Source organism: Frondihabitans sp. OV104, assembly GCF_057787745.1.
Map to the genome: position 1 here is coordinate 757873 of NZ_CM173541.1, position 22223 is coordinate 780095.

Annotated in this window: 31 protein-coding genes; 18 read left to right on the forward strand and 13 right to left on the reverse strand. The window is 71.0% G+C overall.

Annotated elements, in window-relative coordinates; genetic code table 11:
• The first annotated feature begins 40 nt into the window (after positions 1 to 40).
• Positions 41 to 562 carry a P-loop nucleotide/nucleoside kinase family protein gene (locus AC3CBB_RS03560; protein WP_488626014.1) on the forward strand — a complete coding sequence of 174 codons (522 nt, stop codon included), beginning with the start codon at positions 41 to 43 and terminating at the stop codon, positions 560 to 562.
• 4 nt (positions 563 to 566) lie between these two features.
• On the opposite strand, the gene AC3CBB_RS03565 is transcribed toward AC3CBB_RS03560, so the two are convergent.
• Positions 567 to 1142: a TetR/AcrR family transcriptional regulator gene (locus AC3CBB_RS03565; protein WP_488626015.1), complete on the reverse strand. Its 576-nt coding sequence runs from the start codon at positions 1140 to 1142 to the stop codon at positions 567 to 569.
• 86 nt (positions 1143 to 1228) lie between these two features.
• Between AC3CBB_RS03565 and AC3CBB_RS03570 the strand changes: the two genes are divergently transcribed.
• The 4 genes from AC3CBB_RS03570 (at position 1229) to AC3CBB_RS03585 (ending at position 4973) form a co-directional block, all read left to right on the forward strand.
• Positions 1229 to 2194, forward strand: a complete 966-nt coding sequence (locus AC3CBB_RS03570) for a zinc-binding dehydrogenase (protein ID WP_488626016.1) — start codon at positions 1229 to 1231, stop codon at positions 2192 to 2194.
• Between the two features lie 128 nt (positions 2195 to 2322).
• Positions 2323 to 3150, forward strand: coding sequence for an oxidoreductase (locus tag AC3CBB_RS03575; RefSeq protein WP_488626017.1), 828 nt, complete (start codon positions 2323 to 2325; stop codon positions 3148 to 3150).
• Positions 3151 to 3220: 70 nt separating this feature from the next.
• Positions 3221 to 4420, forward strand: coding sequence for an MFS transporter (locus tag AC3CBB_RS03580; RefSeq protein WP_488626018.1), 1200 nt, complete (start codon positions 3221 to 3223; stop codon positions 4418 to 4420).
• A gap of 61 nt (positions 4421 to 4481) precedes the next feature.
• Positions 4482 to 4973, forward strand: coding sequence for a tetratricopeptide repeat protein (locus AC3CBB_RS03585; RefSeq protein WP_488626019.1), 492 nt, complete (start codon positions 4482 to 4484; stop codon positions 4971 to 4973).
• 15 nt (positions 4974 to 4988) lie between these two features.
• Here the strand turns inward: AC3CBB_RS03585 and AC3CBB_RS03590 are convergent, their stop codons facing one another.
• On the reverse strand, positions 4989 to 5996 hold the full coding sequence (locus AC3CBB_RS03590) for a 1-aminocyclopropane-1-carboxylate deaminase (protein WP_488626020.1): 1008 nt from the start codon (positions 5994 to 5996) through the stop codon (positions 4989 to 4991).
• Between the two features lie 63 nt (positions 5997 to 6059).
• Here AC3CBB_RS03590 and AC3CBB_RS03595 point away from each other — a divergent pair, with 63 nt between their 5' ends.
• The 4 genes from AC3CBB_RS03595 to AC3CBB_RS03610 are packed head-to-tail and all read left to right on the forward strand — an operon-like array spanning position 6060 to position 9673.
• Positions 6060 to 6980 carry a LysR family transcriptional regulator gene (locus AC3CBB_RS03595; RefSeq protein WP_488626021.1) on the forward strand — a complete coding sequence of 307 codons (921 nt, stop codon included), beginning with the start codon at positions 6060 to 6062 and terminating at the stop codon, positions 6978 to 6980.
• A 35-nt stretch (positions 6981 to 7015) separates the two neighbouring features.
• Positions 7016 to 7693 (forward strand): response regulator transcription factor, encoded by a 678-nt coding sequence (locus AC3CBB_RS03600; protein ID WP_123504312.1) that lies wholly within the window; start codon positions 7016 to 7018, stop codon positions 7691 to 7693.
• Positions 7686 to 9008, forward strand: coding sequence for a sensor histidine kinase (locus AC3CBB_RS03605; protein WP_488626022.1), 1323 nt, complete (start codon positions 7686 to 7688; stop codon positions 9006 to 9008). The genes AC3CBB_RS03600 and AC3CBB_RS03605 overlap by 8 nt, the downstream gene beginning before the upstream one ends.
• A 35-nt stretch (positions 9009 to 9043) precedes the next feature.
• Positions 9044 to 9673, forward strand: coding sequence for a PepSY domain-containing protein (locus tag AC3CBB_RS03610; RefSeq protein WP_488626023.1), 630 nt, complete (start codon positions 9044 to 9046; stop codon positions 9671 to 9673).
• Positions 9674 to 9720: 47 nt separating this feature from the next.
• On the opposite strand, the gene AC3CBB_RS03615 is transcribed toward AC3CBB_RS03610, so the two are convergent.
• From AC3CBB_RS03615 to AC3CBB_RS03630, 4 genes are read right to left on the reverse strand one after another with little or no spacing between them, the layout of a single operon-like run.
• Entirely contained in the window at positions 9721 to 10416 is a 696-nt protein-coding gene (locus tag AC3CBB_RS03615) for a cation efflux transmembrane domain-containing protein (RefSeq protein WP_488626707.1), read from the reverse strand.
• 5 nt (positions 10417 to 10421) lie between these two features.
• On the reverse strand, positions 10422 to 10775 hold the full coding sequence (cmtR, locus tag AC3CBB_RS03620) for a Cd(II)/Pb(II)-sensing metalloregulatory transcriptional regulator CmtR (RefSeq protein WP_488626024.1): 354 nt from the start codon (positions 10773 to 10775) through the stop codon (positions 10422 to 10424).
• A 45-nt stretch (positions 10776 to 10820) separates the two neighbouring features.
• The gene (locus AC3CBB_RS03625) at positions 10821 to 11252 is read right to left on the reverse strand and encodes a bleomycin resistance protein (RefSeq protein WP_488626025.1); all 432 of its coding nucleotides are present in this window, start codon (positions 11250 to 11252) and stop codon (positions 10821 to 10823) included.
• Positions 11253 to 11289: 37 nt separating this feature from the next.
• Complete coding sequence (locus AC3CBB_RS03630) at positions 11290 to 11625, reverse strand: hypothetical protein (protein ID WP_488626026.1); 336 nt, start codon at positions 11623 to 11625, stop codon at positions 11290 to 11292.
• A 59-nt stretch (positions 11626 to 11684) separates the two neighbouring features.
• Between AC3CBB_RS03630 and AC3CBB_RS03635 the strand changes: the two genes are divergently transcribed.
• The 7 genes from AC3CBB_RS03635 to AC3CBB_RS03665 all read left to right on the forward strand — a co-directional run bounded on the left by AC3CBB_RS03635 (position 11685) and on the right by AC3CBB_RS03665 (position 15256).
• Positions 11685 to 12140 carry a DUF1801 domain-containing protein gene (locus AC3CBB_RS03635; RefSeq protein ID WP_488626027.1) on the forward strand — a complete coding sequence of 152 codons (456 nt, stop codon included), beginning with the start codon at positions 11685 to 11687 and terminating at the stop codon, positions 12138 to 12140.
• 52 nt (positions 12141 to 12192) lie between these two features.
• Positions 12193 to 12633 (forward strand): BLUF domain-containing protein, encoded by a 441-nt coding sequence (locus AC3CBB_RS03640; protein ID WP_488626028.1) that lies wholly within the window; start codon positions 12193 to 12195, stop codon positions 12631 to 12633.
• A gap of 147 nt (positions 12634 to 12780) precedes the next feature.
• Positions 12781 to 13113: a hypothetical protein gene (locus AC3CBB_RS03645; protein ID WP_123504322.1), complete on the forward strand. Its 333-nt coding sequence runs from the start codon at positions 12781 to 12783 to the stop codon at positions 13111 to 13113.
• A gap of 101 nt (positions 13114 to 13214) precedes the next feature.
• Positions 13215 to 13541, forward strand: a complete 327-nt coding sequence (locus AC3CBB_RS03650; protein WP_123504323.1) for a DUF7882 family protein — start codon at positions 13215 to 13217, stop codon at positions 13539 to 13541.
• Positions 13538 to 13747: a hypothetical protein gene (locus AC3CBB_RS03655; RefSeq protein ID WP_488626029.1), complete on the forward strand. Its 210-nt coding sequence runs from the start codon at positions 13538 to 13540 to the stop codon at positions 13745 to 13747. The genes AC3CBB_RS03650 and AC3CBB_RS03655 overlap by 4 nt, the downstream gene beginning before the upstream one ends.
• 114 nt (positions 13748 to 13861) lie before the next feature.
• A complete protein-coding gene (locus tag AC3CBB_RS03660; RefSeq protein WP_488626030.1) occupies positions 13862 to 14920 on the forward strand; it encodes an AI-2E family transporter in 1059 nt (352 codons plus the stop codon).
• Between the two features lie 33 nt (positions 14921 to 14953).
• Complete coding sequence (locus AC3CBB_RS03665) at positions 14954 to 15256, forward strand: biopolymer transporter Tol (RefSeq protein WP_488626031.1); 303 nt, start codon at positions 14954 to 14956, stop codon at positions 15254 to 15256.
• A 45-nt stretch (positions 15257 to 15301) separates the two neighbouring features.
• Here AC3CBB_RS03665 and AC3CBB_RS03670 read toward each other — a convergent pair whose 3' ends face one another.
• Complete coding sequence (locus AC3CBB_RS03670) at positions 15302 to 15529, reverse strand: hypothetical protein (protein ID WP_488626032.1); 228 nt, start codon at positions 15527 to 15529, stop codon at positions 15302 to 15304.
• 93 nt (positions 15530 to 15622) lie between these two features.
• On the opposite strand from AC3CBB_RS03670, the gene AC3CBB_RS03675 reads away from it, so the two are divergent.
• Positions 15623 to 15856, forward strand: a complete 234-nt coding sequence (locus AC3CBB_RS03675) for a hypothetical protein (protein ID WP_488626033.1) — start codon at positions 15623 to 15625, stop codon at positions 15854 to 15856.
• 185 nt (positions 15857 to 16041) lie between these two features.
• On the opposite strand, the gene AC3CBB_RS03680 is transcribed toward AC3CBB_RS03675, so the two are convergent.
• The 6 genes from AC3CBB_RS03680 to AC3CBB_RS03705 form a co-directional block, all read right to left on the reverse strand.
• Positions 16042 to 16707, reverse strand: a complete 666-nt coding sequence (locus AC3CBB_RS03680; protein ID WP_488626034.1) for an NUDIX hydrolase — start codon at positions 16705 to 16707, stop codon at positions 16042 to 16044.
• Between the two features lie 65 nt (positions 16708 to 16772).
• Positions 16773 to 17099 carry a hypothetical protein gene (locus tag AC3CBB_RS03685; RefSeq protein WP_488626035.1) on the reverse strand — a complete coding sequence of 109 codons (327 nt, stop codon included), beginning with the start codon at positions 17097 to 17099 and terminating at the stop codon, positions 16773 to 16775.
• A gap of 43 nt (positions 17100 to 17142) precedes the next feature.
• Entirely contained in the window at positions 17143 to 17934 is a 792-nt protein-coding gene (locus AC3CBB_RS03690) for a hypothetical protein (RefSeq protein WP_488626036.1), read from the reverse strand.
• Complete coding sequence (locus AC3CBB_RS03695) at positions 17931 to 18275, reverse strand: PadR family transcriptional regulator (RefSeq protein WP_488626037.1); 345 nt, start codon at positions 18273 to 18275, stop codon at positions 17931 to 17933. Before AC3CBB_RS03695 ends, AC3CBB_RS03690 begins: the two co-directional genes overlap by 4 nt.
• A 145-nt stretch (positions 18276 to 18420) precedes the next feature.
• The gene (locus AC3CBB_RS03700; protein WP_488626038.1) at positions 18421 to 19662 is read right to left on the reverse strand and encodes an exonuclease domain-containing protein; all 1242 of its coding nucleotides are present in this window, start codon (positions 19660 to 19662) and stop codon (positions 18421 to 18423) included.
• A 168-nt stretch (positions 19663 to 19830) separates the two neighbouring features.
• Positions 19831 to 21333: a hypothetical protein gene (locus tag AC3CBB_RS03705; RefSeq protein ID WP_488626039.1), complete on the reverse strand. Its 1503-nt coding sequence runs from the start codon at positions 21331 to 21333 to the stop codon at positions 19831 to 19833.
• A 239-nt stretch (positions 21334 to 21572) separates the two neighbouring features.
• Here AC3CBB_RS03705 and AC3CBB_RS03710 point away from each other — a divergent pair, with 239 nt between their 5' ends.
• Positions 21573 to 22133: a DUF4190 domain-containing protein gene (locus AC3CBB_RS03710; RefSeq protein WP_488626040.1), complete on the forward strand. Its 561-nt coding sequence runs from the start codon at positions 21573 to 21575 to the stop codon at positions 22131 to 22133.
• Positions 22134 to 22223 lie beyond the last annotated feature (90 nt).

The window sequence follows — 22223 nt, forward strand, 5'->3', positions numbered from 1 at the left end:
CGGACGCGAGACGAAATTGCACGCGCCTAGAGTCGCCACCATGATCGTCTGGCTCAACGGAACACACGGTGCAGGAAAGACGACGACCGCCCGCCTGCTGCAGCCGCTGGTCGCCGACTCGCGGATCCTCGACGCCGAGAAGGTCGGCGAGGTGCTGATGGACGTCACGCCCGGGCTCCCGGCGACCGACAACTTCCAGCACTGGTCACCCTGGCGGCCCCTCGTCGTCGAGACGGCCCGGCGGGTGCTCGAGTACACGGGCGGCACGCTGATCATGCCGATGACCGTGCTGGTCGAGGAGTACTGGCGCGAGATCAGCTCCGGGCTCGCGTCGCACGGCATCTCGGTCCGGCACTTCGTGCTGCACGCCGACCAGGACGAGCTGAGTGCGCGAATCGAGAACGACCACGAGCTCGGCCCCTCCGTCTTCCGTCGTGCCTACCTCGAGCCCTACGCCGAGGCGTCGCGGACGTGGCTGCATGCCGAGGCCGAGGTCGTCGACACAACCGGCCTCGCGGCCGACATCGTCGCGGCACGAATCGCTCAGGCGGTTCGCCAGTAGCGGCTCAGGCCGACGCCCTCAGCGCATCGATGGCGAGGTCGGCAAAGCGGCGGGCAGCCGCATCGCGCCCTGACGGCGGCAGCGCCGCGAGGCCGCGCCCGGCGAGCAGCACGAGCATCAGGTCGTTCATCACGAAGTCGGCGCGCAGCTCGCCCGACTCCTGAGCGCGCCGCACCAGCGAGGTCAGCAGGCGCAGCAGCTCGCGGCGGTGGGTCGTGAAGTCGGCGGCGTCCGGATACTGGCTCGTGAACGCCTCGACGAACCCGTGGTTGCGCGCGTTCAGCTCCGTGAGCTCCACGATGACCGACTGCAGGCCGCGCCAGGGCGCAGGATCAGCGGCGCCATCCTCGACGATCGCCCGGCAGGCGCTCAGCTCGTCGGCGAACGCGGCGGCCACCAGGTCGGGCTTGGTCGGAAAGCGGCGGTACAGCGTCGCCGGGCCCACCCCGGCTCGCCTCGAGATCTCGCGCATCGGCACCCCCAGGCCCTCCGTCGCGAAGAGCTCGCGCGCCGCGGCGAGCACCCGGTCGCGGTTGCCCTGGGCGTCGCTGCGCAGGAGGTGAGGCAATCGGTCGGTCACGGGTCTCACTTTAGCGAAGTGGACAGGGGCGTCCGCTACGGTCGCACTCGGCGCGAGCGACGCGCAATCAGGAGAAGGAGCACCCAGTGCGGGCAGTGACGATCGAGAAGTACGGGCCGGCGTCGGGGTTGGTCGTGTCGGAGCGGCCGGATCCTGCGCCCGGATCAGGTGTCATGCTGATCGCGGTGGAGGCGATCGGCGTCGGGGGAGTCGACGCCGTCATCCGGCGGGGGACGCTCGGCAGCGGGTTCGCGGTGGGGATGATCCCGGGCAGCGAGGTCGCCGGGACGGTCGTGCGGGTCGGCGACGGGGTCGACGGGCGCTGGCTCGGCAAGCGGGTGTGGGCGTTTACAGGAATCCAGGGCGGCTACGCCGAGCTGGCGGTGGCTGCCGAGCGGGATGTGACCGAGATTCCTGACGGACTCGCCGCGACCGACGCCGTCGCCCTCGGCAGCGCGGGCCCGGTGGCGCGCTTCGCGCTCGCGCACGGCCGGTTCGCCCAGGGGGAGTCGGTGCTCGTGCGTGGTGCGTCGGGGAGCCTGGGGATCATGGCCGTGCAGCTCGCGGCACTGGGCGGGGCCGGACGGATCGCCGTGACGACGTCGTCTCAGGAGCGCGGCGAACGACTGCTCGCCCTGGGCGCGACCGACGTACTGGATCGGGATGGCCGCCAGTTCGGCACCGGTGACGGCGACACGACCTTCGACGTCCTGATCGACGTGATCGGCGGCGAGGGCCTGCCCGCGTTCTTCGACCGGCTCGCCCCCAACGGCCGCATCGTGTCGATCGGCATCGTCGGAGGCTACCCGCCGGCCGACTTCGGCATGGGGCTGATGCGGCTGTTTCAGCGGTCGCTGTCGTTCGCGACGTTCAGCCTCGACACGGTCCCGGTGCCCGAGCGGAATGCGGCGCGGGCGCAGCTGTTCGCGTCAGCCGCGCGGGGTGAGATCGCGGCCGTGGTCCACGGGGTGCTGCCGCTCGCCGACGCGGCTGAGGCGCACCGCGGCATGGACGAGGGCTCGGTCTTCGGTCGGTACGTGCTCGTGCCCTGAGCCCGGCTCGTGCGGAACCCACGGGCGCGGCGCGCAAGGGAGGTACCGCCAGCACCACGCACCCCCGCGCGATCGGGTGTTGCGTATCCCTAGGGCCGAACGGCCCGGCACCACGCGAAAGGAACCCCATGACCGCCTGGCTCATCACCGGATCGTCGACCGGCCTCGGCCGCGCCTTCGCCGAAGAGGCCCTCGCCAAGGGGCACAACGTCGTCGTCACCGCTCGCGACAAGGGCACGGTCGCCGACCTCGAATCGACGTATCCCGATACCGCGCTCGCCGTCGCACTCGACGTAACCGACGAGAGCAGCGTCGCCGCCGCGGTCGACGCCGGAATCGAGCGATTCGGGCAGATCGACGTGCTGCTGAACAACGCCGGCTACGGCTACCGCGCCGCCGTCGAAGAGGGCGACGACGCCGACGTCGCGAAGCTCTTCGACACGCACATCCACGGCACAGTGCGCACGATCAAGGCCGTCCTGCCGGGCATGCGCGCGCGACGCTCGGGCACCATCGTCAACTTCTCGTCGATCGGGGCGCGGACCACGGGCGCAGGATCCGGCTACTACGGCGCCGCCAAGGCCGCCGTCGAGCAGCTGACCATGGCCCTCCGCACCGAGGTCGCACCCCTCGGCATCACCGCCACGGTGGTCGAGCCGGGCGGCTTCCGCACCGACTTCTCCGGCCGCTCGCTGACGGAGTCGGCCACCCGCATCGCCGACTACGACGAGACCAGCGGCAAGCGCCGCATCGGCGCCGACACGACCCACGGCACCCAGGCGGGCGACCCCGCCAAGGCCGCATCCGTGCTGGTGGAGGCGGTCGACGGCGGCGGGCTGCCGTTCCTGCTCGTGCTGGGGTCCGACGCGGTGCCCATCGTGCGCAAGGCCCTCGCGGCCCTCGAGTCGGACATCGCCGCGTGGGAGGCGAAGAGCGTCACGACCGACGTCGACTAGCCATCTCGCGTCATGACTGAGATGCTCGCCTCCTGGGCCGCCACCGAGCGGATCGCCGAGAAAAGGACCGATGAACACCACCACGTCTGAGACGCCCACGCAGGCGGGCCCGAGATCCGAGCGACTGCCCTGGTTTCCGCTCTCGCTCCTCGCGGCCATCGGGTTCGTCCTCGTCGCCATGGAGACCATGCCGGCCGGGCTGCTGCCGGAGATATCCCGGGGTCTCGGCACGACTCAGGCCGGCGTCGGGCTGTTCGTGAGCGCGTACGCCATCGGAACGGTCATCGTCACCGTCCCGGCCATCACGCTCACGCGCGGATTCCGGCGGAAGCCGCTGCTGCTGACAGCCGTGGCGCTGCTCGTGCTCGCCAACGCGGTGACCGCGCTCTCGCCGTCCCTCGCCCTGTCGCTGGGGTCGCGCTTCGTCGCCGGCTCCATGTCGGGAGTCATCTGGGGCATGTTCGCCACCTACGCGCGACGGATCAGCCCGCCCCGGTTCGCGGGGCTGTCGCTCGCCATCGTCTCGACGGGTGCCCCGCTGGGGTTCGCCCTCGGGACGCCGCTCGGCTCGGCCATCGGCTCCGTGGCCAGCTGGCGCTGGTCGTTCGGCGGGCTCAGCCTCGTCGGCGCGGTCGTGCTCGTGCTGATCCTGGCGTTCGTGCCCGACGCCCCCGGCCAGTCGGCGGCGGTCCGGCTCCCGCTCGCCCAGGTGATCCGCATCCCGGGGATCGTGATCATCCTGGCCGTCATCGTGGCGTGGATGCTCGCCCACAACACCATCTACACGTACATCTCGCCGTACCTCTCGGCGACCTCCACCGGCCTCGCCGCGGGCCTGGTGCTGCTCGTGTACGGGGTGGCCGCGATCGGCGGCGTGGTGATCACCGGGGCTCTGATCGACCGTCGCCCGCGACCGCTGCTCCACATCAGCGTGGGCGCATTCATCGTCGCCGCCCTGCTGCTGCTCCTCGCCCACGACTCGGTCGTCGCGGTGCTCGTCGCGGCGGTCCTCTGGGGTCTCTCCTTCGGCGGCGCAGCCACGCAGGTGCAGGCCGCTCTCACGACGGCGGGCGGGGAGAACGCCGACGTGGCCAGCTCGTTCCTGCCGGTGGCGTTCAACATCGCGATCTTCCTCGCCGGCATCGTGGGAGGCGCCCTCCTCACCGTCGGCGACGGCCTCATCCTGGCCGTCGTCATGCTCGTCTTCGGGGTGGCGGCGCTGGTGCTGACCCTCATCGGGCGGCGAACGGCTTTCCCCGCCTCGCTCTGACGGCACCGCGCTCGCGCCCGCTAGCGTGGTCGGGCGGGCGGACGCCTGCAGAGGGAGCCCCATGACGCAGGAACTCGCAGACCACCTCGACCGCCTCCTCGCCGCCCGCGACCGCGACGACATGTCCCCGACCATCGCCGCCCTCCGTGCGGTGTACGAGGTGCACCCTCGCGACCCCCGCGTCCTCTACGAGCTCGCCGGCGCCTACGACACGGCGGGGGAGGAGTCGGCAGCGGTCGGGTTCTACGAGCAGGCCTTCGCGGCCGGACTCTCGGGCGACCTGCTGCGCCGGTGCTACCTGCAGTACGGGAGCACGCTCAGGAATCTCGGCCGGGTCGACGAGTCGCTCGCCGTGTTCGCGCGGGCCCGAGACGAGTTTCCTGACTCGGTGTCGCTGGGCGCATTCGAGGCGCTGAGCCTGCACGCGGCCGGCCGGAAGGATGCGGCGCTCGCCGCCGTGCTCCGCCTGCTGGCCGACCACGTCGATGCCGGGGAGCTCGAGCGCTACAAGCCGGCCGTGCGCGCGAACGCGGAGTACCTCGAGTCGCTGTAGGGCGTCGTCGCCGCGTCAGCGAAAGAGCGCGCTGTACGCGTTGATCGCGGGTTGCCCGCCGAGGTGCGCGTAGAGCACGGTGCTGTCGCGCGCAATGTCGCCCGAGGTCACGAGGTCGATCAGCCCGGCCATCGACTTGCCCTCGTAGACCGGGTCGATGATGACGCCCTCGAGCGAGCCGGTGAGGCGGATCGCCTCAAGGGTGGAGTCGACGGGGATCCCGTAGTAGTCGCCGGCCCAGCCCTCGAGCACGGTGATCTCGTCGTCGCGCAGCTCGCGGCCGAGGTCGATCAGCGACGCCGTGCTGCGGGCGATGCGGGCGACCTGGGCCCGCGTCTCGTCGATCTTCGCCGACGCGTCGATGCCGATCACGCGGCGGGCGCGTTCCTGCCCCGCGAAGCCGGCGATCATGCCGGCGTGCGTCGAGCCTGTGACGCTGCAGACCACGATGGTGTCGAAGAAGACGCCGAGCTCGCGCTCCTGCTGCTCGACCTCGGACGCCCAGTTGGCGAAGCCGAGGCCGCCGAGACGGTGGTCCGAGGCGCCGGCGGGGATCGCGTAGGGCGTGCCGCCCCGCTCGCGCACGTCGTCGAGGGCTCGTTCCCAGCTGCTCTTGAAGCCGATCCCGAATCCGGCAGGATCAAGCCTGACCTCTGCCCCCATGATCCTCGAGAGCATGATGTTGCCGACGCGGTCGTTCACCGAGTCGGGCCAGTCGACCCAGTTCTCCTGAACGAGCACCGCCTTCATGCCGAGCTTCGCCGCCACCGCCGCGACCTGGCGGGTGTGGTTCGACTGCACGCCGCCGATCGAGACGAGGGTGTCGGCGCCGGATGCGATGGCGTCGGGCACGAGGTACTCGAGCTTGCGTGTCTTGTTGCCGCCGTAGGCGAGGCCCGAGTTGACGTCTTCGCGCTTCGCCCAGATGCTCGCGCCGCCGAGGTGCTCGGTGAGGCGCGTCAGCGGGTGCACGGGCGAGGGGCCGAAGGTGAGCGGGTACCGTTCGAAGTCTGCGAGAGCCATACAGCGACACTAGGAGTGAGCCGTTGTGCGGGACCAGCACTCTCTTCCGCATACGCTGTTCGGATGAACCGCACAAGGCCGACGCTCGATCCGCAACGACTCCGCCTCATCGAGTCGTTCGCCCGCCTCGGCACGGTGCGCGCCGTCGCCGACGAGCACCGCCTCAGCCCGTCCAGCGTGTCGCAGCAGTTCGCCGTCCTCGAGCGCGAGGCGGGTGCGGTCCTGTTCGAGAGATCAGGGCGCAGGATCCGCCTCACCCCGCTCGGCGAGCTCCTCGTCGTCCGGGCTCGCGAGCTGCTCGACCGGCTGGAGTCGATCGCCGTCGAGGTCGGCGAGGCCCACGGCGTCGTCTCAGGACACGTGCGGCTCGCCGGGTTCGCCAGCTCGGTCGTTCCGCTGCTCGCCACCGCCCGCTCGGCCGTCGTCGCGGCGCATCCGGCCCTGCGGGTCGAGCTCGTCGAGCTCGAGCCGCACGAGAGCGTCGCCGCCCTGCAGCGGGGCGAGTGCGATGTCGCCGTCACGTTCGATCAGGAGGACGGCTCGTTCCGGCCCGACCCGGGCGTCGTGCTGCTGCCGCTCGGCAGCGACCCGCTCATGATCGTGCTGCCAGGCGGGGCACCGAGGAGCGTGAGCAGACTCGCCGAGCTACGCGACGAGGCGTGGGTGCTCGACCGGGAGGGCAGCTTCCTGGGCGAGCTGGTCCCGCGCCTCTGCCGCCGGGCCGGCTTCGAGCCGTCCGTCGCCGCGCGCTTCTCGACGTTCGACCTGGTCGCCGGTCACGTCGCCGCCGGTCATGGTGTGGCCGTGCTTCCCGAGCTCGCCGTGCGGCACCGCTCCGACGTCGTCACGGTGCCCCTCGACGGGCACGGCCACCGCCGCGTCTCGATCGCGGTCCGCCGCGGGAGCGCCGGCAGCGGCATGGCGAAGGCGCTCGTCGCGGCCCTGCGCGGGGCGGCTGCCGGTGTCCTGACTCCGCCCGCTTAGGCTGCGCGCAAGGAAGCGTCGGGCAAGGTGGTCGCATGCGAATCCTTGTAGTCGACGACGAGAAGCGCCTGGCCGACGGAGTGCGGCGCGCGCTGATGGCCGAGGGCTTCGCGGTCGACGTCGCCCACGACGGGGTCGACGGCCTCTGGTTCGCGCGCGAGAACACCTACGACGCGATCCTGCTCGACCTCATGATGCCGAAGATGAGCGGCTGGGCCGTGTGCCGGGCGCTGCGCGACGAGCAGAACTGGACGCCCGTGCTCATGCTGACCGCCAAGGACGGCGAGTGGGATCAGGTCGAGGCTCTCGATGCCGGCGCCGACGACTACGTCACGAAGCCGTTCTCGTTCCCCGTCCTCGTGGCTCGGATCCGCGCGCTCGCCCGGCGGGGTGCGCCGGCGCGTCCGGTCGTCCACGAGATCGGCGACCTCCGGGTCGATCCGGGCCGCCGCCGTGCCCACCGGGGTGACGACGAGATCGACCTGACGAGCCGCGAGTTCGCCGTGCTCGAGTTCCTCGCCCGCAATGCCGGCCACGTCGTGTCGAAGCGCCAGATCGTGGCCGGCGTATGGGACGACGACTTCGACGGCGATCCGTCGATCGTCGAGGTGTACGTCGCGCACCTGCGACGCAAGCTCGACCGTCCGTACGGCACCGTGACCATCGAGACGGTCCGCGGCGCCGGCTACCGACTCGGCACGGGCGATGAGTGACGTCGCGCGCCGACGGCGCTCCATCCGAACGCGCGCCACGGCCTGGGTCGCTCTCATCGCGCTCGTGGTCGGCGCTCTCGGCGCGGCCGCGTTCGTGGTCGTCCTCCGGCACTCGCTGCACGACGGCGTCAGGTCGGCGGCCGAGCAGACCCTCAGCACCATCTCCAGCCGCGTCGAGACCGAGGGGGCGGGCGTCGTTACCGGTCAGGACGACGACCTGCTCGTGCAGCTCCAGACCGACAGCGGCTCCGTTGTGGCTCATGGCGACGACGCGGGCGGCTCGCCGCTGTCGACCGACGACGGCGCCATCGTCGTCCGCGACGACGAGCGCTGGCTGCTCGTCTCCGACGACGTCGACGCGGCCGGCATCGACGATGCGACCCTCGTCGTCGGCGCATCCCTCGACGATGCCGACGACGCCGTCTCCACCGTGATCCAGCTCCTTGTGATCGTCGTCCCGATCGTGGTCGTGGCGATGGCCGTCCTGACCTGGATCGTGGTGGGCCGGGCGCTGCGCCCCGTGGAACGGATACGGCTCGACGCCGAGGCCATCCGCGGCGAGGGGCTCCACGACCGCGTCGTCGAACCCGGAACCGGCGACGAGGTCGACCGCCTCGCGCGCACCCTCAACGGCATGCTCGGCCGCCTCGACGCAGCCCAGTCGGCGCAGCAGCGCTTCGTCTCCGACGCCTCGCACGAACTCCGCTCGCCCCTCGCGACCGTGCGCCAGCACGCCGAGCTCGCACGGCTCTACCCCGACGAGACGAGCCTCAGCGAGCTGGCCGACGTCGTGCTCTCGGAAGGCACCCGGCAGCAGGAACTCGTCGACTCCCTCCTCCTCCTGAGCAGGCTCGACGAGATCGCGCCCAGCACCCGTTCGGCGGTGGACCTCGACGACGTCGTCCTCGCCGAGGCGTCGCGGGTCCGGGCCCTGGGGCGAGTGGCCGTCGACAGCTCCCAGGTCGCAGCCGTCCGGGTGACGGGCGACGAGCGCCTGCTAACGATGGCCGTCCGCAACCTCGTCGACAACGCGGCGCGCCACGCCGGGAGCCGGGTGCGTGTCAGCACGGCGCTCGCCGGCGACACCGTGATGCTCATCGTCGACGACGACGGCGCCGGTATCCCCGAGGCCGACCGCGAGCGGGTGTTCGACCGGTTCGTCCGCCTCGACGAGGGCCGCGACCGCGACTCGGGCGGGTCGGGGCTGGGCCTGGCGATCGTCGAGTCGGTCGTGCGATCGCACGGGGGGACGGTCGCGGTCGAGACCGCCGACGGGGGCGGGGCGCGGTTCGTCGTGCGAGTTCCTGCCGCTTAGGCTCCGCTTAAGCATCGCCCCGGCACTCTGGACGCATGTTCACCACGAAGAAGCCCCAGACCATCGCCCTTGCCGTCGCCCTTCCCCTGGTCGGCGCTCTCGCCCTCGCCGGCTGCTCGACCTCCACCGCCGATCAGGGCGCAGGCTCAGGGAGCTCGCCGACCACCGCGGCCTCGGCCCCCGCCACCACCTCGTCGCCCGCACCCGGGGCCACGTCGAGCGCCTCGGACGCCGGGGCCCTGACGACGGCTGCGAAGACCGCCCTGGCCGCGGTCTCCGGGGGGTCGATCCTGTCTATCGAGCAGGAGACCGGCGCGACGTCGTGGGAGATCCTGGTCGCGACGTCAGACGGAGCCGAGCAGGAGGTCCACACGGGCGCGGATGGCACGTCGATCACCGCCGGGCCCGCGAAGAATTCGACGGACGCCGAGGACCTCGCCGAGAACAAGGCGTTCGTCGCCGCCTCGGGCATCGGCTACGCGAAGGCCGCGTCGACGATAAGGGCCACCGTGGCAGGCACGGTCGTCGAGCTCGGTCTGGACGACCACCTCGGGAAGACCGTCTGGGAGGGCGACGTCGTCGACGCGGCCGGCGTCAAGCACAGCATCCGTCTCGACAGCAGCACGGGCGCCGTCGTCACGAACACCGTCGACAGCGACGACTGAGCGGGGTCGGTGGCGTGAGCTCGACAGCCGGGGAGGAGGATTCGGGGTCAGTGGCCGGAGTGCTCGTGGTCGGCTTCCCCGTGGTCGTGGCCGTGCTCATGCTCGTCTTCCTCGTCGTCGAGGAGCATGCCCACCGAGGTGGCGCAGGCATCGCCCCGCCAGGCCTCGATGCCCTCCCGGAGGGCGAAGAAGACGATTACGAGCGCCGCGACCGGGTCGGCCCACCACCAGCCGAACAGCGCGTTCAGGATCAGCCCGACCAGCACCGCGGCCGAGAGATAGGTGCAGATCAGCGTCTGCTTGGAGTCGGCGATCGCCGTCGCCGAGCCGAGCTCGATGCCGGTACGACGCTCGACGAGTGACAGCCCCGGCATCACGACGACGCTGACGGCCGTCAGCACGATGCCGACGGTCGAGTGGTCAGGCCGGTCGAGGCCGATGAGCGCGAGCGTCGAGGTCGTGAGCACGTAGGCGGCGAGGGCGAAGAACGCCAGGGCGATGACGCGGAGCGTTCCCTTCTCGTATCGCTCGGGTTCTCTCCGCGTGAACTGCCAGGCGACGGCGCCGGCCGACAAGACCTCGATGGTCGAGTCGAGGCCGAACCCGATGAGCGCCGTCGACGACGAGGCCGCACCGGAGCTGAGGGCGATGACCGCTTCGATCAGGTTGTAGCCGATGGTGATGCCGACGACCAGGCGGAGGCGACGCTGCAGGGCTGCGCGGCGCGGCGACGTTCCTGTCAGCGCGCTCACGAGAACGACTCGCAGCAGCCCGGAACAGTGCAGCCCTCGTCGTTGCACGCAGCCGACGTGTCGACCGCGAGCACGACGTCGAGAAGCGCTTCGAGCGCGCGGGCCAGATGCGCGTCGCTGATCTCGTAGCGAGTCCGCCGACCTTCGGGTTCTCCCACGACGATGCCGCAGTCGCGGAGGCAGGTCAGGTGATTCGACACGTTCTGCCGCGTCATTCCGAGACGGTCTGCGAGGGCCGCCGGGTACGACGCCCCCTCCATCAAGACGAGCAGGATCCTCGACCGTGACGGATCGGCCATGGCGCGACCGAGACGGTTCATGACGTCGAGGCGGGAGGAGAGGGTCAGCACCAGACCATTAATACAGTGATGGCTGTATTAAACAATCCGTGTCGGTCAGGGGGAGGCCGGCCTGCGCCCGACCGACGACTGGAACCTGACGAGGTAGCCGTCGGGATCCTGCACCAGGAACTGCCGGACACCGGCGTCCTCGTCGCCGACGCGGTACCACCTCGTCTCGGGCTCCAGGAACAGCTCGACGTCGGCGCGGTTCAGGGCTTCGGCCAGGGCGCCGGCGTCGGGGACGGTGATCTGGAAGTTGATGCCCCTGCCGAGTGGGGCCTCGAGGGCGCCGGTGACCCAGTTTCGGCCGACGCCTATCTGCTCCAGCATTAGGTGCGCGGAGCCGAGTGCGATGTACGCGAACCGCTCGGCCGGCCGCGAGTACCTGATGTCGAAGCCGCAGAGGTCGCACCAGAACCGGAGGCTGCGATCGAGGTCGGTGACGAGCAGCTCGGGGACGAGCGCGGGGTCGAGGGTGTCCGTCACGCTGTCATCGTCTCACCGACCGCGTGGCGGGCGGGCCCTAGGCGGACACCGCGACGAGCGGAGCGAGCGTGATGGCGAGGCTGATGAGCAGCGGCGGCACGAAGAGGACAGCGCCGCGGCGCCTGCGGCCGGTGAAGGCCAGGAGCGCTGAGATGACGACGAGCACAGCCCAGACGCTGCCGCTGACGATGCCGAGGGCGACCGCCGCCGACTCCTCGCCTCGATCTGCGGGGACGAAGATCGCGAGAAGCACGAGCCAGCCGACTGGTCCTGCGCAGACGAGGGCGAGGACGCTGGCGATGGCGCTCGGCCAGCCCGGTCGCATGCCGACGGTCGCCGGCAGGGGTGCGCGGGCGACGTCTGATGTGTCCATACCTCTACTCTGACCTCCGGCACGCCGAGGCGGCCCGGCACGGGGGTAGGAATGACGATATGAAGCCCGATGACGACGCAGCCGCACCGTTCGTGCTGCCAGAGGGAATGACAGGGCGGGCCAGCCCCGCCAAGGCCGCCGACGGCGACGCCCCGGTGCTCGCCTACATCGAGAGCCTTCCGCAACCGCAGCGCGGCGTCGCCGAGGCGGTGGACGCGCTGGCGGCCGCGACGCTGCCCGGCCTCCACCGGTCGGTGAAGTGGGGCATGGCGTACTACGGCGTCGGCGACGGCTGGTGCTTCAGCAGCGGCGGGTTCGCGGGCCACGTCAAGCTCATGTTCATCAACGCGGCGACGGTGCTCGATCCTGTTCCGCCAGTGACTCCGACCGGGATGGGCAAGGCGACGCGCGGAGTGGAGCTGCGGACCCTCGCCGATCTCGACGAGGTGCAGGTCGCCGAGTGGATGCGGCAGGTGGCGGCGGTGCCGGGGGTCGGGGGCAAGCGCACACGGTGAGCCGCCCGCCGGCGCCGTGACGCAGTAGCCTCAGCGAGTCGAAGGGTTCTACTTGCTGTCAATCGTCTACTCCAGCGTCGCCACCACCGAGTTCACGGACGCTGATCTCGCCGTCCTCCTGATGAACAGCCGATCGAACAACAAGCGGCTCGGCCTCACAGGGCTTCTGCTCTACCGCGACGGGTACTTCCTCCAGCTGATCGAAGGGCCCCTCGACGTCGTCCGCGAACGCATGGCGATCATCCAGGCCGACCCCCGCCACGGTCAGGTCGAGACGCAGCTCGAGGAGATCCTGCCCGAGAGACGGTTCCCCGAGTGGACGATGGCGTACCGCCCCGTCACCGACACGATGGCCGACGAGATCCCCGGCTACCGCACCGCCTTCGACGACATCTCGGGCAACGGCTCCCCGCGCGGCGGCACGTCGCTCGCCCTGAGTCAGCTCATCGGCTGGTTCGCCGAGAACCCGCCCGCATCGGGCGACGCCTCCTGAGAACGAAGCGATTCGCAGGAACTGTCAAGACCCTCATCCCCGTCCGCGTTTACCCGTAGCGTCGACGTGGCCGACGACGACCGTTCGTCTGGTGATCCTGGCCGGCTTCGCCTGATTCGAAGCCGGCCAGGTAGACGAGAGGACGCTGTGCAGCGAATCACCTATGCGTCCGGCTCCATCGTGACGGGGGACCGCATCGCCGACGCGATCGGCCGCTACGCGCAGGCGCTCGCGCTGAACGAGAAGTCCGACCTGGTCTCGTTCCCGATCGTTCTCGCGTCGGGCCTGACGGCGACCGCGAAGATCCTGATCGGCCCTGCGAGTCAGCTTTTGATGGTCCCCGAGCCCAGCGACTACGACGACGTCGAGGATGCCGGCGTAGTGGCCGACATCGAGCGCCTGACCGCCGCTTTGGGCATGCCACGACCCCTGACGGAAGACGACCCCGAGATCGACGATGCGTACCCGACCGACTACTAGGCGATGCCCCGAACAGCGACAGCCTGTGCAACCATGAGGGCCTGCAGCGTGCGAGCGGGTCGCACTCCGTGCGACCCTCGCCAGCGGGATGAAGGTGCCTCATGGGCAATCTGACGTACGGCCAGGCGCTGAGCGTCGAATTCGACGACAGGACCCTGGGGCATCTCCAGGTCGTGATCGGCTCGAAGCTCAGGCGGAACGAGTCGTTCTACTTCTCGTGGAAAGACGACCAGCGCGTCGGCGACGGCCGGACGACCATCTGGGTGCATCCGACGATCTCGCTCGTCTTCAAGTTCTACGGCTCGCGGATGCCCGGGCTGAACCGCGAGTGGCTGGGCCTCCTCGAGCAGTCCGCCAACGCTCCGCACGGCCTGCAGGTGCTTCCCGAGCCGCATGGCCCCGCCGGCGATGCTCCGGCCGCTCGATGAAGCGCGTATCGATCACCTACGGCGGGGTCGACTACACCGTGGCAGACGTCGATCTCGATGAGGTGAAGGCGCAGATCGCCGGAGCCGTCAGCGCGAGGGAGCCGTTCTGGCTCCGGGTCAACCACGGCGAGGGATCGTATCGTGCCACTGACCTCCTCATCGCGCCGGGCGTAGCCATCGCGGTGACGGGCGTCGACGCCGACTGACGAGGCGGTCGCGACGGCCGCGACGTCGATAGGGTCGGAGGTCGGCGGTCTCGCCACAGGGCGCGCTCCGACCGGCCGGAGCACAAGTCCGCTTTCTCGCCGGAGGAGAACCCCGTGCGAATTCACTCCGCCTTCCGTCTCGGCCTCGTGGGCGGCCTGGGCGTCCTGACCGCCATCGTCATCGGCACGGCCCTGGGCCACCTGACAACGGTCATCACGTACATCGGCATCGCGCTCTTCCTCGCCCTCGGGCTCGACCCGCTCGTCGTCTGGCTCGAACGCCGGAAGCTGTCGCGACCGCTCGCCGTGACCATCGTCACGGTAGGGGTCCTCGTCGCGCTCGCCGGAATCGTCTTCGCCATCGTCCCGACCGTGATCTCGCAGACGAGCACGCTCATCGGCAACCTCGCGAGCTACGTGCAGAACACGACCTCCCAGGGCATCATCGACAGCGTCCAGGAGCTCGTGCCGAAATCGACCCTCGACATCCAGTCGCTCGTCGACAACGGGGTGTCGTTCGTCACGGATCCGAAGAACCTGGCGACCATCGGCGGCGGCCTGCTGGCCGTCGGCGCCGCGATCGGCAACGGAGTCGCCGGAACCATCGCCGTCATCATCCTGACCCTGTACTTCATGGCGTCGCTGCGGAGCATGAAGCGGGGCCTGTACGCGCTGGTGCCCGCGTCCGGGCGACCGGAGTTCAGTCGCCTCGCCGAGGAGATCAGCGAGTCGGTCGGGCGCTACGTGCTCGGCCAGGTCGCCCTGGCGCTCCTGAACGGCGTGTGCAGCTTCATCATCCTCAGCATCACGGGTGCCCAGCTGCCCGCCTTCTTCGCGTTCGTCGCCTTCGTCGGCGCTCTCATCCCGCTGGTCGGCACCGTCTCCGCGGCCGCCGTCATCGTGCTCGCCCAGCTCGCCCTGCTGCCCACGCACCCGTCGACCTGGATCGTGCTCGGCATCTGGTACCTCGTCTACATGCAGGTCGAGGCGTACCTCCTGGCGCCGCGGGTCATGCGTCGGGCCGTGCACGTGCCGGGCGCCATGGTGGTCATCGCCGCGCTCGTCGGCGGAACGCTCCTCGGCGTGCTCGGAGCGCTCATCGCGGTGCCGGTAGCGGCGGCGGCGATGCTGATCCTGCGCGAGGTCGTCGTACCCCGGCAGAACCTGAAGTAGGCCGCGCACACGGGCTGCGCGTAGGTTTCAGAAATGCCTCACGATGACGAGCGATGGCTCGTCATCGGCGGGCGACGGTGGCGTCGCACCGACCCGCAACTGCCCGACGAGGTCGTGCGCGACCTCAAGCGTCACCTCGGGCGGGCCCGGTCGGCCGTCGGCGTGGCCAAGAGGGCCGGCGAGTCCGAAGCGGAGCGGGAGGCGCGGGATCGCGTCGGCCTGGCCAAGCACGGCCTCGGAGAGCGCGGACCGTACTGGTGGGACGAACCGGTCGGCGACCGTGTCGAGCGTGCCCGGCAGGCGCTCGCCGAGCTGAACGAGCGCGATCCGCTGTGAGCGGGGGAGCTCTGTCCTGATCGCAGACGTGACGTTGCGGCTGGGCTAGGAGTCGGCCGGCTCGTCGTCGGCCGGCTCGTACCGGTGCCGCAGGATCGCCCAGGAGACGGCTGTCGCTGCTCCCACGAGTGCGCCGACGTCGAAGACCTTCTTCGCGTCGTGCTCGTGAAGCGCGAACATCACGATCGCCGCGACGGCGAGGGTCAGGGTCACGCCGACGCCGAGCACCCGCCACCAGGGGTGGAGGTTAAGAATGCGTCTCTTCGCAGCCATGACGGGCAAGCTACACCTGCTCGGGGTCAGGCGGAACGAGTTCGGCAGAAGGCCCGCCGGGCGTTCGTCTGGCCCGTGCGGTTGAGTCGAGGGATGGACGCTCACGTTTTCGCCCTGGTGTGGGGGCCTCTCGCCATCGTGTTCGGGGTGTGCTTCATCCTCTTCCGCGGGCACATCTCTCGCGCGGCTCGAGCTCAGCGCGAGCGGCGCGGCATCCGGGTCGGCCCGAACACGCAGTCGCCGGCGCTCATGGCGGTCGGCGGTGCGGTGTTCATCGCCGTCGGGATCTTCGTGCTGGTCGGGGTGTCGACGGGGCTGCTGGGCTAGCGGGCGGTCCGTCGGTCGGTCGGTCGGCTCGCCGAGCGGCGCCGCGCCGCGCCGCGGGCGACGGCCTGACACCGGAATCGCCGGAGGACACCGGATATCGCCGGTGTCGTGGGGCGAAAGCGGTGTCGTGGGGCGAAAGCGGTGTCGTGCGGCGACAAAAATGTCGTCGGGCGCGAGCGCGGGGGTCAGGCGGCGGGCTCGCGCCGGAAGAGGCGCGCGGGCTTGCCGACCGAGCCCTCGGAGACGTCGTCTGTGGGGGCCAGCTGCGGCTGCATCAGGCGGCGGAATGAGTCCGGCAGGAGACGGCGGCCGGCCACCGCCTCGTGGAGGCGGCGCAGCGAGCTGAGGGTGAACGGCTCCGGCAGCAGGCCCGCCGGGTCGGGGCGCTCGGCGAACTCGGCGCGGAGCTCGGCGACGGCCACGGCGATGATCTGCGCGTGGCCGTAGGGGAGGGGAGCGGGGAGCCAGGCCTCGAGCGCGGCGGTGGGGACGATCGTGGCGTGGTCGGGATCCTGCGCCAGAGAATCGAAGGGCACGACGTCGAGGTGCGCCACCGACAGCACCCAGCCGCGATCGTCTCGGTCGGGCTCGTCGAAGACGTGGAGCTGGCGAGGGGCGAGCCCGCGGACTCCGGCCTTGACGTCGAGGGCGCGGATGACCGCATCGACGAGACGTTCTCCCGGGTGCAGGAACGTGCCCGGCAGCCGCCACCCGCCAGCCTCCGAGCGGACCAGGAGCACGCCGAGCTCGGCCTCCGGGGTCACCGTCAGCACGGCCGTATCGACGGCGACGCTCGGCCGCGGGTAGTCGGTGAGGAGCCTGTCGGAGGAGTCGCGGTAGGGGGTGGGCACGGGGCCAATTTACGCGATCGTGCGCATTCGGTGGGAAGAGCGGCAGAGCAAGAGGGAGGGGCGGCCTAGAGGTAGCGGGCTCTCTCCGGGTGGCCGGGGAACGGCCCGGCCTCCGTGGCGTCGACGGGCACAGGGCCGGGCGCCGCGAGCGAGTAGTAGCGCTCCTTGATCGCGGTCATTGCTGCGTCGGCGTCGGTGACGGGCTCCCAGGCACGCATGGGAGTCCAGTCGCTGAACTGCCACGTCGTCTCGCCCTGGTGGCTGCTCGAGCCGCCCGACCGGATGAAGAGCGACCCGTCGGTCAGGAGTGCGAACTCGCCGCTCATCGGGCCCCGGTCGTCGGTGTCGTAGACCCAGCCCCAGTGGGCCAGGACGTCGGAGGGGTCGATCATGCGTCGAGCCTACGGCGCGGCGGTGCGGCGGTGTTCGGCCGGTTTAGGCCGGAAGGGAGGGCCCAGCCTCGCGCCCGGCACCCGCCACGGGAGCGCCGACGGCCAGCCGCACGCACGCGACGACGACTGCGAACGGCACGAGGGTCAGGCCCCAGTAGGCCATCGTCAGCACGGCTACCGGCGTCGACGGGAGCGTCAGGGTCGCAGGGACGAGAAGCTCGACCGCGAACGTCGCCACGGCGGGCGCGACGATCAGCAACCACGACGAGCGCAGCCGGCCACGAAGGGCGAGCCAGGTGCCGAGTGCCAGGGCTGCGGCGAGGGCGGTGCAGATCCAGGTCGAGCGCAGCGCGCCTGTGAGCGGGGCCGTGAAGAGGAACGTCGCAACGGCAAATGCGACGCAGGCGATGGCTCGGGCGCGACGCGAGGCGCCCTCGACGAGAAGGGCTGCGCCCATGAGAGCCAGCGCAGGAACTGCGGACAGCAGTGCGAGCGCCATCCACTTGGCCGTGACCAGCGACGGCGACCCGCTGTACCGGCCGAGGAGCGCGATCAGCGCGCCGCCGGCCAGCACCGAGAGGAAGGCCACGGCCACGAGCACCGGGATGGTCCGGATCGTGTGCGGCTGCGCGGCGATGGGCAGGCGGGCTTCGCGGCGGGGCGACGGGTGAAGGATCACGGTGGACAGGGCTCCTAGGGCGATTCGAGTGGGAGAGAGGTCGAGTGACGTGGCATCCCGGATGTCGGCCTGCCATGTCTCGCGGCGCTCGCCGCGCTGCTCGGCGGGGGAGAGCGCGGCGGCGACGGCGACGATGCGCGCGGCGAGGCGGCTCATGCGGTGGCCGCCGTTCCGGACGCCGTGCTGCCGGATGCACCCGCCGCTCGGGACGGCCTCGGGGCCGGAGCCTGAGCCGCGAGCACCTCGGCGGCGGCCACGCGGCCGTCGGCGGTGAACTCGTAGAACCGGCGACGCGGGCCGAGGCGGTCGGTGTCGGCCTCCCACGACGCGAGCACCCACCCCTGGCGTTCGAGCCGCTCCAGGATCGGGTAGATCGTTCCTGACGGTCGGCCCGTGCTCTTCATGATGAGCAGGCCCCAGACGGGCTCGTCGCCGCCCTGCAGCAGGGCGGCGAGCACGTCGCGGGTGGGCTGGGTGATGCGCTGGAGTGGTTCCATGCGGTTTAACCTAGCTATGTTGTTTAGGCACGTCAAGCGCCCGACGGCGAAGCCTGTCCGTCGGCCAATCCGCCCGTCCGCGGACTTGTGCCTGGGCCGGATCGGTTAGTTCACGCCGGATCGGTGGGTTGAGCCGCAGGATCAGCTAGGCGAGAACGCGCTTCAGGTCCTCTTCGGCGGCGACTGGGATGCCGTAGTCGCGGGCCTTCCGCGCCTTGCCCGACAGCGACGTCGGGTCGGCGGCGATGAGCAGCGCCGTCTTCTTGGTGATCGCCGGCCACACGACGATGCCGTGGGCGGCCAGGCGCTTCTCGATCTCGCCGCGCGGCAGCCACATGTCGCCGGTCAGCACGACGACGTCGCCGGGGTTGAGCTCGACGTTGTCGGTTCGGTTCAGCGTCGCGCCGAACCCGCCCGGCGCGGGCGGGACGAGCGCGGCCTGCTGCATCTCGTTCGAGATATCCAGCATCCGTGCCACGGAGTCGAGCTCCGCCCGCTCGTCGGAGGTCAGGATGCCGTCCATCCACACGGCGTCGACGAGCGCCCTGAAGTAGTCCTCGTGCAGCACCCGGCGACGGACGGCGTCGATGCCGAGCTTCAGCGCAAGGTCGCGCAGCGCGTCGGCCTCGTCGAGCGACAGGTAGCCGTCGGACAGCGCCTGGTCGAGCATCGCGGCGTACTGCGACTCGCCGTGCGTCGTGTCGAGTGCCGGGAGTCGCGTCGCCGCCTGCTCGAGCGACCGCACAGGTGTCGGAGCATCCGCGAGAGCCGCCGTGCGCGGCCGAGCCTTCGCCGGCGTACCCGGCCACGAGGTGATGGGCCAGCGCAGGAACTTCGCCCGCTCTCCCCACTCGTCCCAGTGCCCGGCGTCCCCGGCGCCGACCCGCAGGTACTCGGCCAGCAGTCGTGCCGTGGCCCGGGCGTCGGCGAGAGCCTCGTGGGCGTCCGTCAGCTCGATGTCGAACGCGGCGCAGCAGTCGGCGAGGCGGCGTCCCGATCCCGGCAGGTACCGCGTCGCCAGCTTCATGGTGCACAGGGCGTCGCCGGTGTCGAGCGGCGACGCCAGCCCGACGAGTGCGAGCTCGGCGCGCAGGAAGTCCACCTCGAAGCGAGCATTGTGCGCCACGACCACCCGACCGACCAGGAGGTCCAGGAACTCGCCCACCACGTCGGCGAACACCGGAGCGTCGGCGACGTCCGCGCCCCGCAGCCGGTGGATGTGCGTCGGACCGAGATCGCGCCCCGGATTCACCACCGTCTCGAACTCGCCCTCGATCGCGCCGCTCGCCGACACGAGCACGACGCCGATCTCGACGACCCGATCGTGCTTCGCGGGCCACAGGCCCGTCGTCTCGAAGTCGATTACCGCGTAGCCGCCGTGTGTCACGTGTTCCCCCTGGTGTCGTCCGAACCTGCTAGTCCGGTCTGTCTATCGTCTCTGACCGGAGGGGTGCGGGCACAGCCCCGCGAGTGGGGGAGGCCGTTCGGCAGCGGCCCGACATGGCGACGCCCGCCACCGCGAGGGTGACGGGCGCCGCTGGCCGAGCCGGGGCGGCTACGGGATCGTGTTCCAGTGGTAGTGGCCGTTGGCGTCTGCGCCGTGACCGCCGCACCGGTACGAGCGGCCATTGGCGGCCTGGCGCACGTCCCCGACGTCGGCGTCCTTGCAGAACGCACCGGGGATGATGTAGCCCTGCTGCGACGGGGCGGGCGCGGGAGCCGCGGCCGGCGGCGCCGGCGGAGCGACCGGGACGACGGCGTCGCTCACGACACGGGCGTCGGAGTAGCCGCGCTTCGTCGCCTTGACCGCGACGCGGATCTGCTTGCCCACGTCGGTGGCCGTCGCCGTGTAGGTCGTGTGGGTGGCCCCGCCGATGGCGGTTCCGTTGCGGTACCAGCGGTAGGCGAGGGCGGCGCCCGACGGCGACCAGGTTCCCGCGTGGGCGGTCAGGGACTTCCCCTGCTGGGGAGTTCCTGCGATCTGGGGCTTCGGGGTGCTCGCGAACCTCATGAGCTTCGGAGTGACCGAGGCGCTCGTCTTCGAGACCGACGCGTAGCCCGCCTTGGAACCCTTGACGACGACCTTGATCTTCGTGCCGGCCGACGAGATCGGCAGCTGGAACGACGACTTCGTCGCGCCCGCGATCGGCTTGCCGTTGCTGTACCAGCGGTACGAGAACTTCACGCCCGACACCGGCCAGGTGCCGTGGTTGGCGTTGAGGTGCTTGGTGACGGTGGCGGTTCCGGTGATCTTCGCGGCCGGGACCCTCGGGAACGTCGCGAGCCTGATCTTCACGGCGCCGGAGGGCTCCGTCTTTGCGGCGTAGCCGGAGGCGTGACCCGTGACGCGGACGCTGACCGGCTTGCCCGCATCCGACGGAGTCAGCGTGTACGCGCTCTTCGTCGCGCCCGAGATCGGCGAGTCGCCTCGGTACCAGCGGTAGGTGAAGGTGGAGGCGGGCTGCCAGTCGCCGGTCCAGGCGGTCAGCTTCTTGAAGACGGTGGCCGTGCCCTGGATCGTCGGGGTGACGGGTGTCAGGGTGCCGAGTAGCACCTTCACCGGTGCGCCCGGCTCCATCTTCGTCGTGTACCCGTCGGCGGTGCCGGTGGTGTCGACGCGGAGCAGGTGGCCGGCGTCGGCGGGTTCGACGGTGTAGTACTTCCCGGTGGCCCCGGGGATCGCGACGTCGTCGCGGAACCACTGGTACGTGAAGGCAGGCGTCGGAGTCCAGGGCGCAGGATCCGCGGTGACCGTGACGCCCACCTCGGGAGCGGGCGAGATCGAACTCGGCCCGCTTTCCGCGAACGGCATCGAGGTCGGCGTGCCCGGGTCGGTGCCAGCACCCGGGTCTGTCGTGCCGGTGCCCGGGTCGGTGGTGCCGGTGCCGGGGTCGGCGGGCGTGCCCGGGTCGGTGGTGCCCGGGTCGACGACGACCGGGGTGGCCGGGTCGTCGGCGAAGGCGGCGGACGCGTCGACAGCGACGAGCGAGCCGAACGCGACGGAGCCGGCGAGGGCGAGTGCGAGCGCGCGGGAGCGCGCCAGATCGAGGAGTTTCAAGGGGTTCCTATTCGGGAGGAATCTGACGTGATCTACCCGCGTGGTGGGCGGGCCCTCGAATCCTAACGGCATGGTGAGTGATCCTCGGCAACGACTCGGCCGCAGGTGGGCGGCGCGCCCAGCCCCGCCGAACCGGCTCGTGCCCGCCGTCTCGACGGCGGGGCTGTGCCGATTCGGCGGGGCGGGGCGCCGGTGCGGCGGGGCTGTGCCGGTTCGGCGGCGCTGGCTAGCATGAGGGCGTGCACGCATGCCCGACCTGCCACGCGACCTACGCCGACGACCTGCGGTACTGCACGCAGGACGCCACGCCCCTCGTGCCGGCGCCGAACCCGCCCGTCGAGCCCCCGAGGGCTGCCGCCGCGCCCGCTCCGACCCGGCCGCCCGCTCCGACGACGCCGATCTCGACGGCCAAGCCGGCGGCGTCGGTTCCGCCGCGTCCGGCGACGGCCGCTCAGCCGCCGCGCCCGTCCCGGTCGATGCCGCCGACAGAGCCGTCGTACCGGATGCCCCGGTCGTACCGGCCGGCACCGACGCAGCCGGCCGCGCGCCCGGCGCCGACGCCGTATCCCCCCGCCGGCCGAGGGCGGCCGAAATTCAGCGGCGTCGCGATCTGGGCGTTCGTCTTCTCGCTCTGCTTCTTCGCCTTGACTCCGCTGGCCATCATCTTCGGGCACATCGCTCGATGGCAGGCTCGGCACGGCACCCGGACCGGCGGCGGGCTCGCTCTGGCAGCCCTGATCATCGGCTACATCAGCCTGGCGCCGTGCGTCGCGTTCTGGTTGGGCGTCACCGGAAACTGATCGCAGGGCCGACCCGATCTCGTCCCGAAGCCGGACGAATCGGACTGGTCGATTGGATATAGTTTCCGAACTTGCAAGCACCTGGGGGAG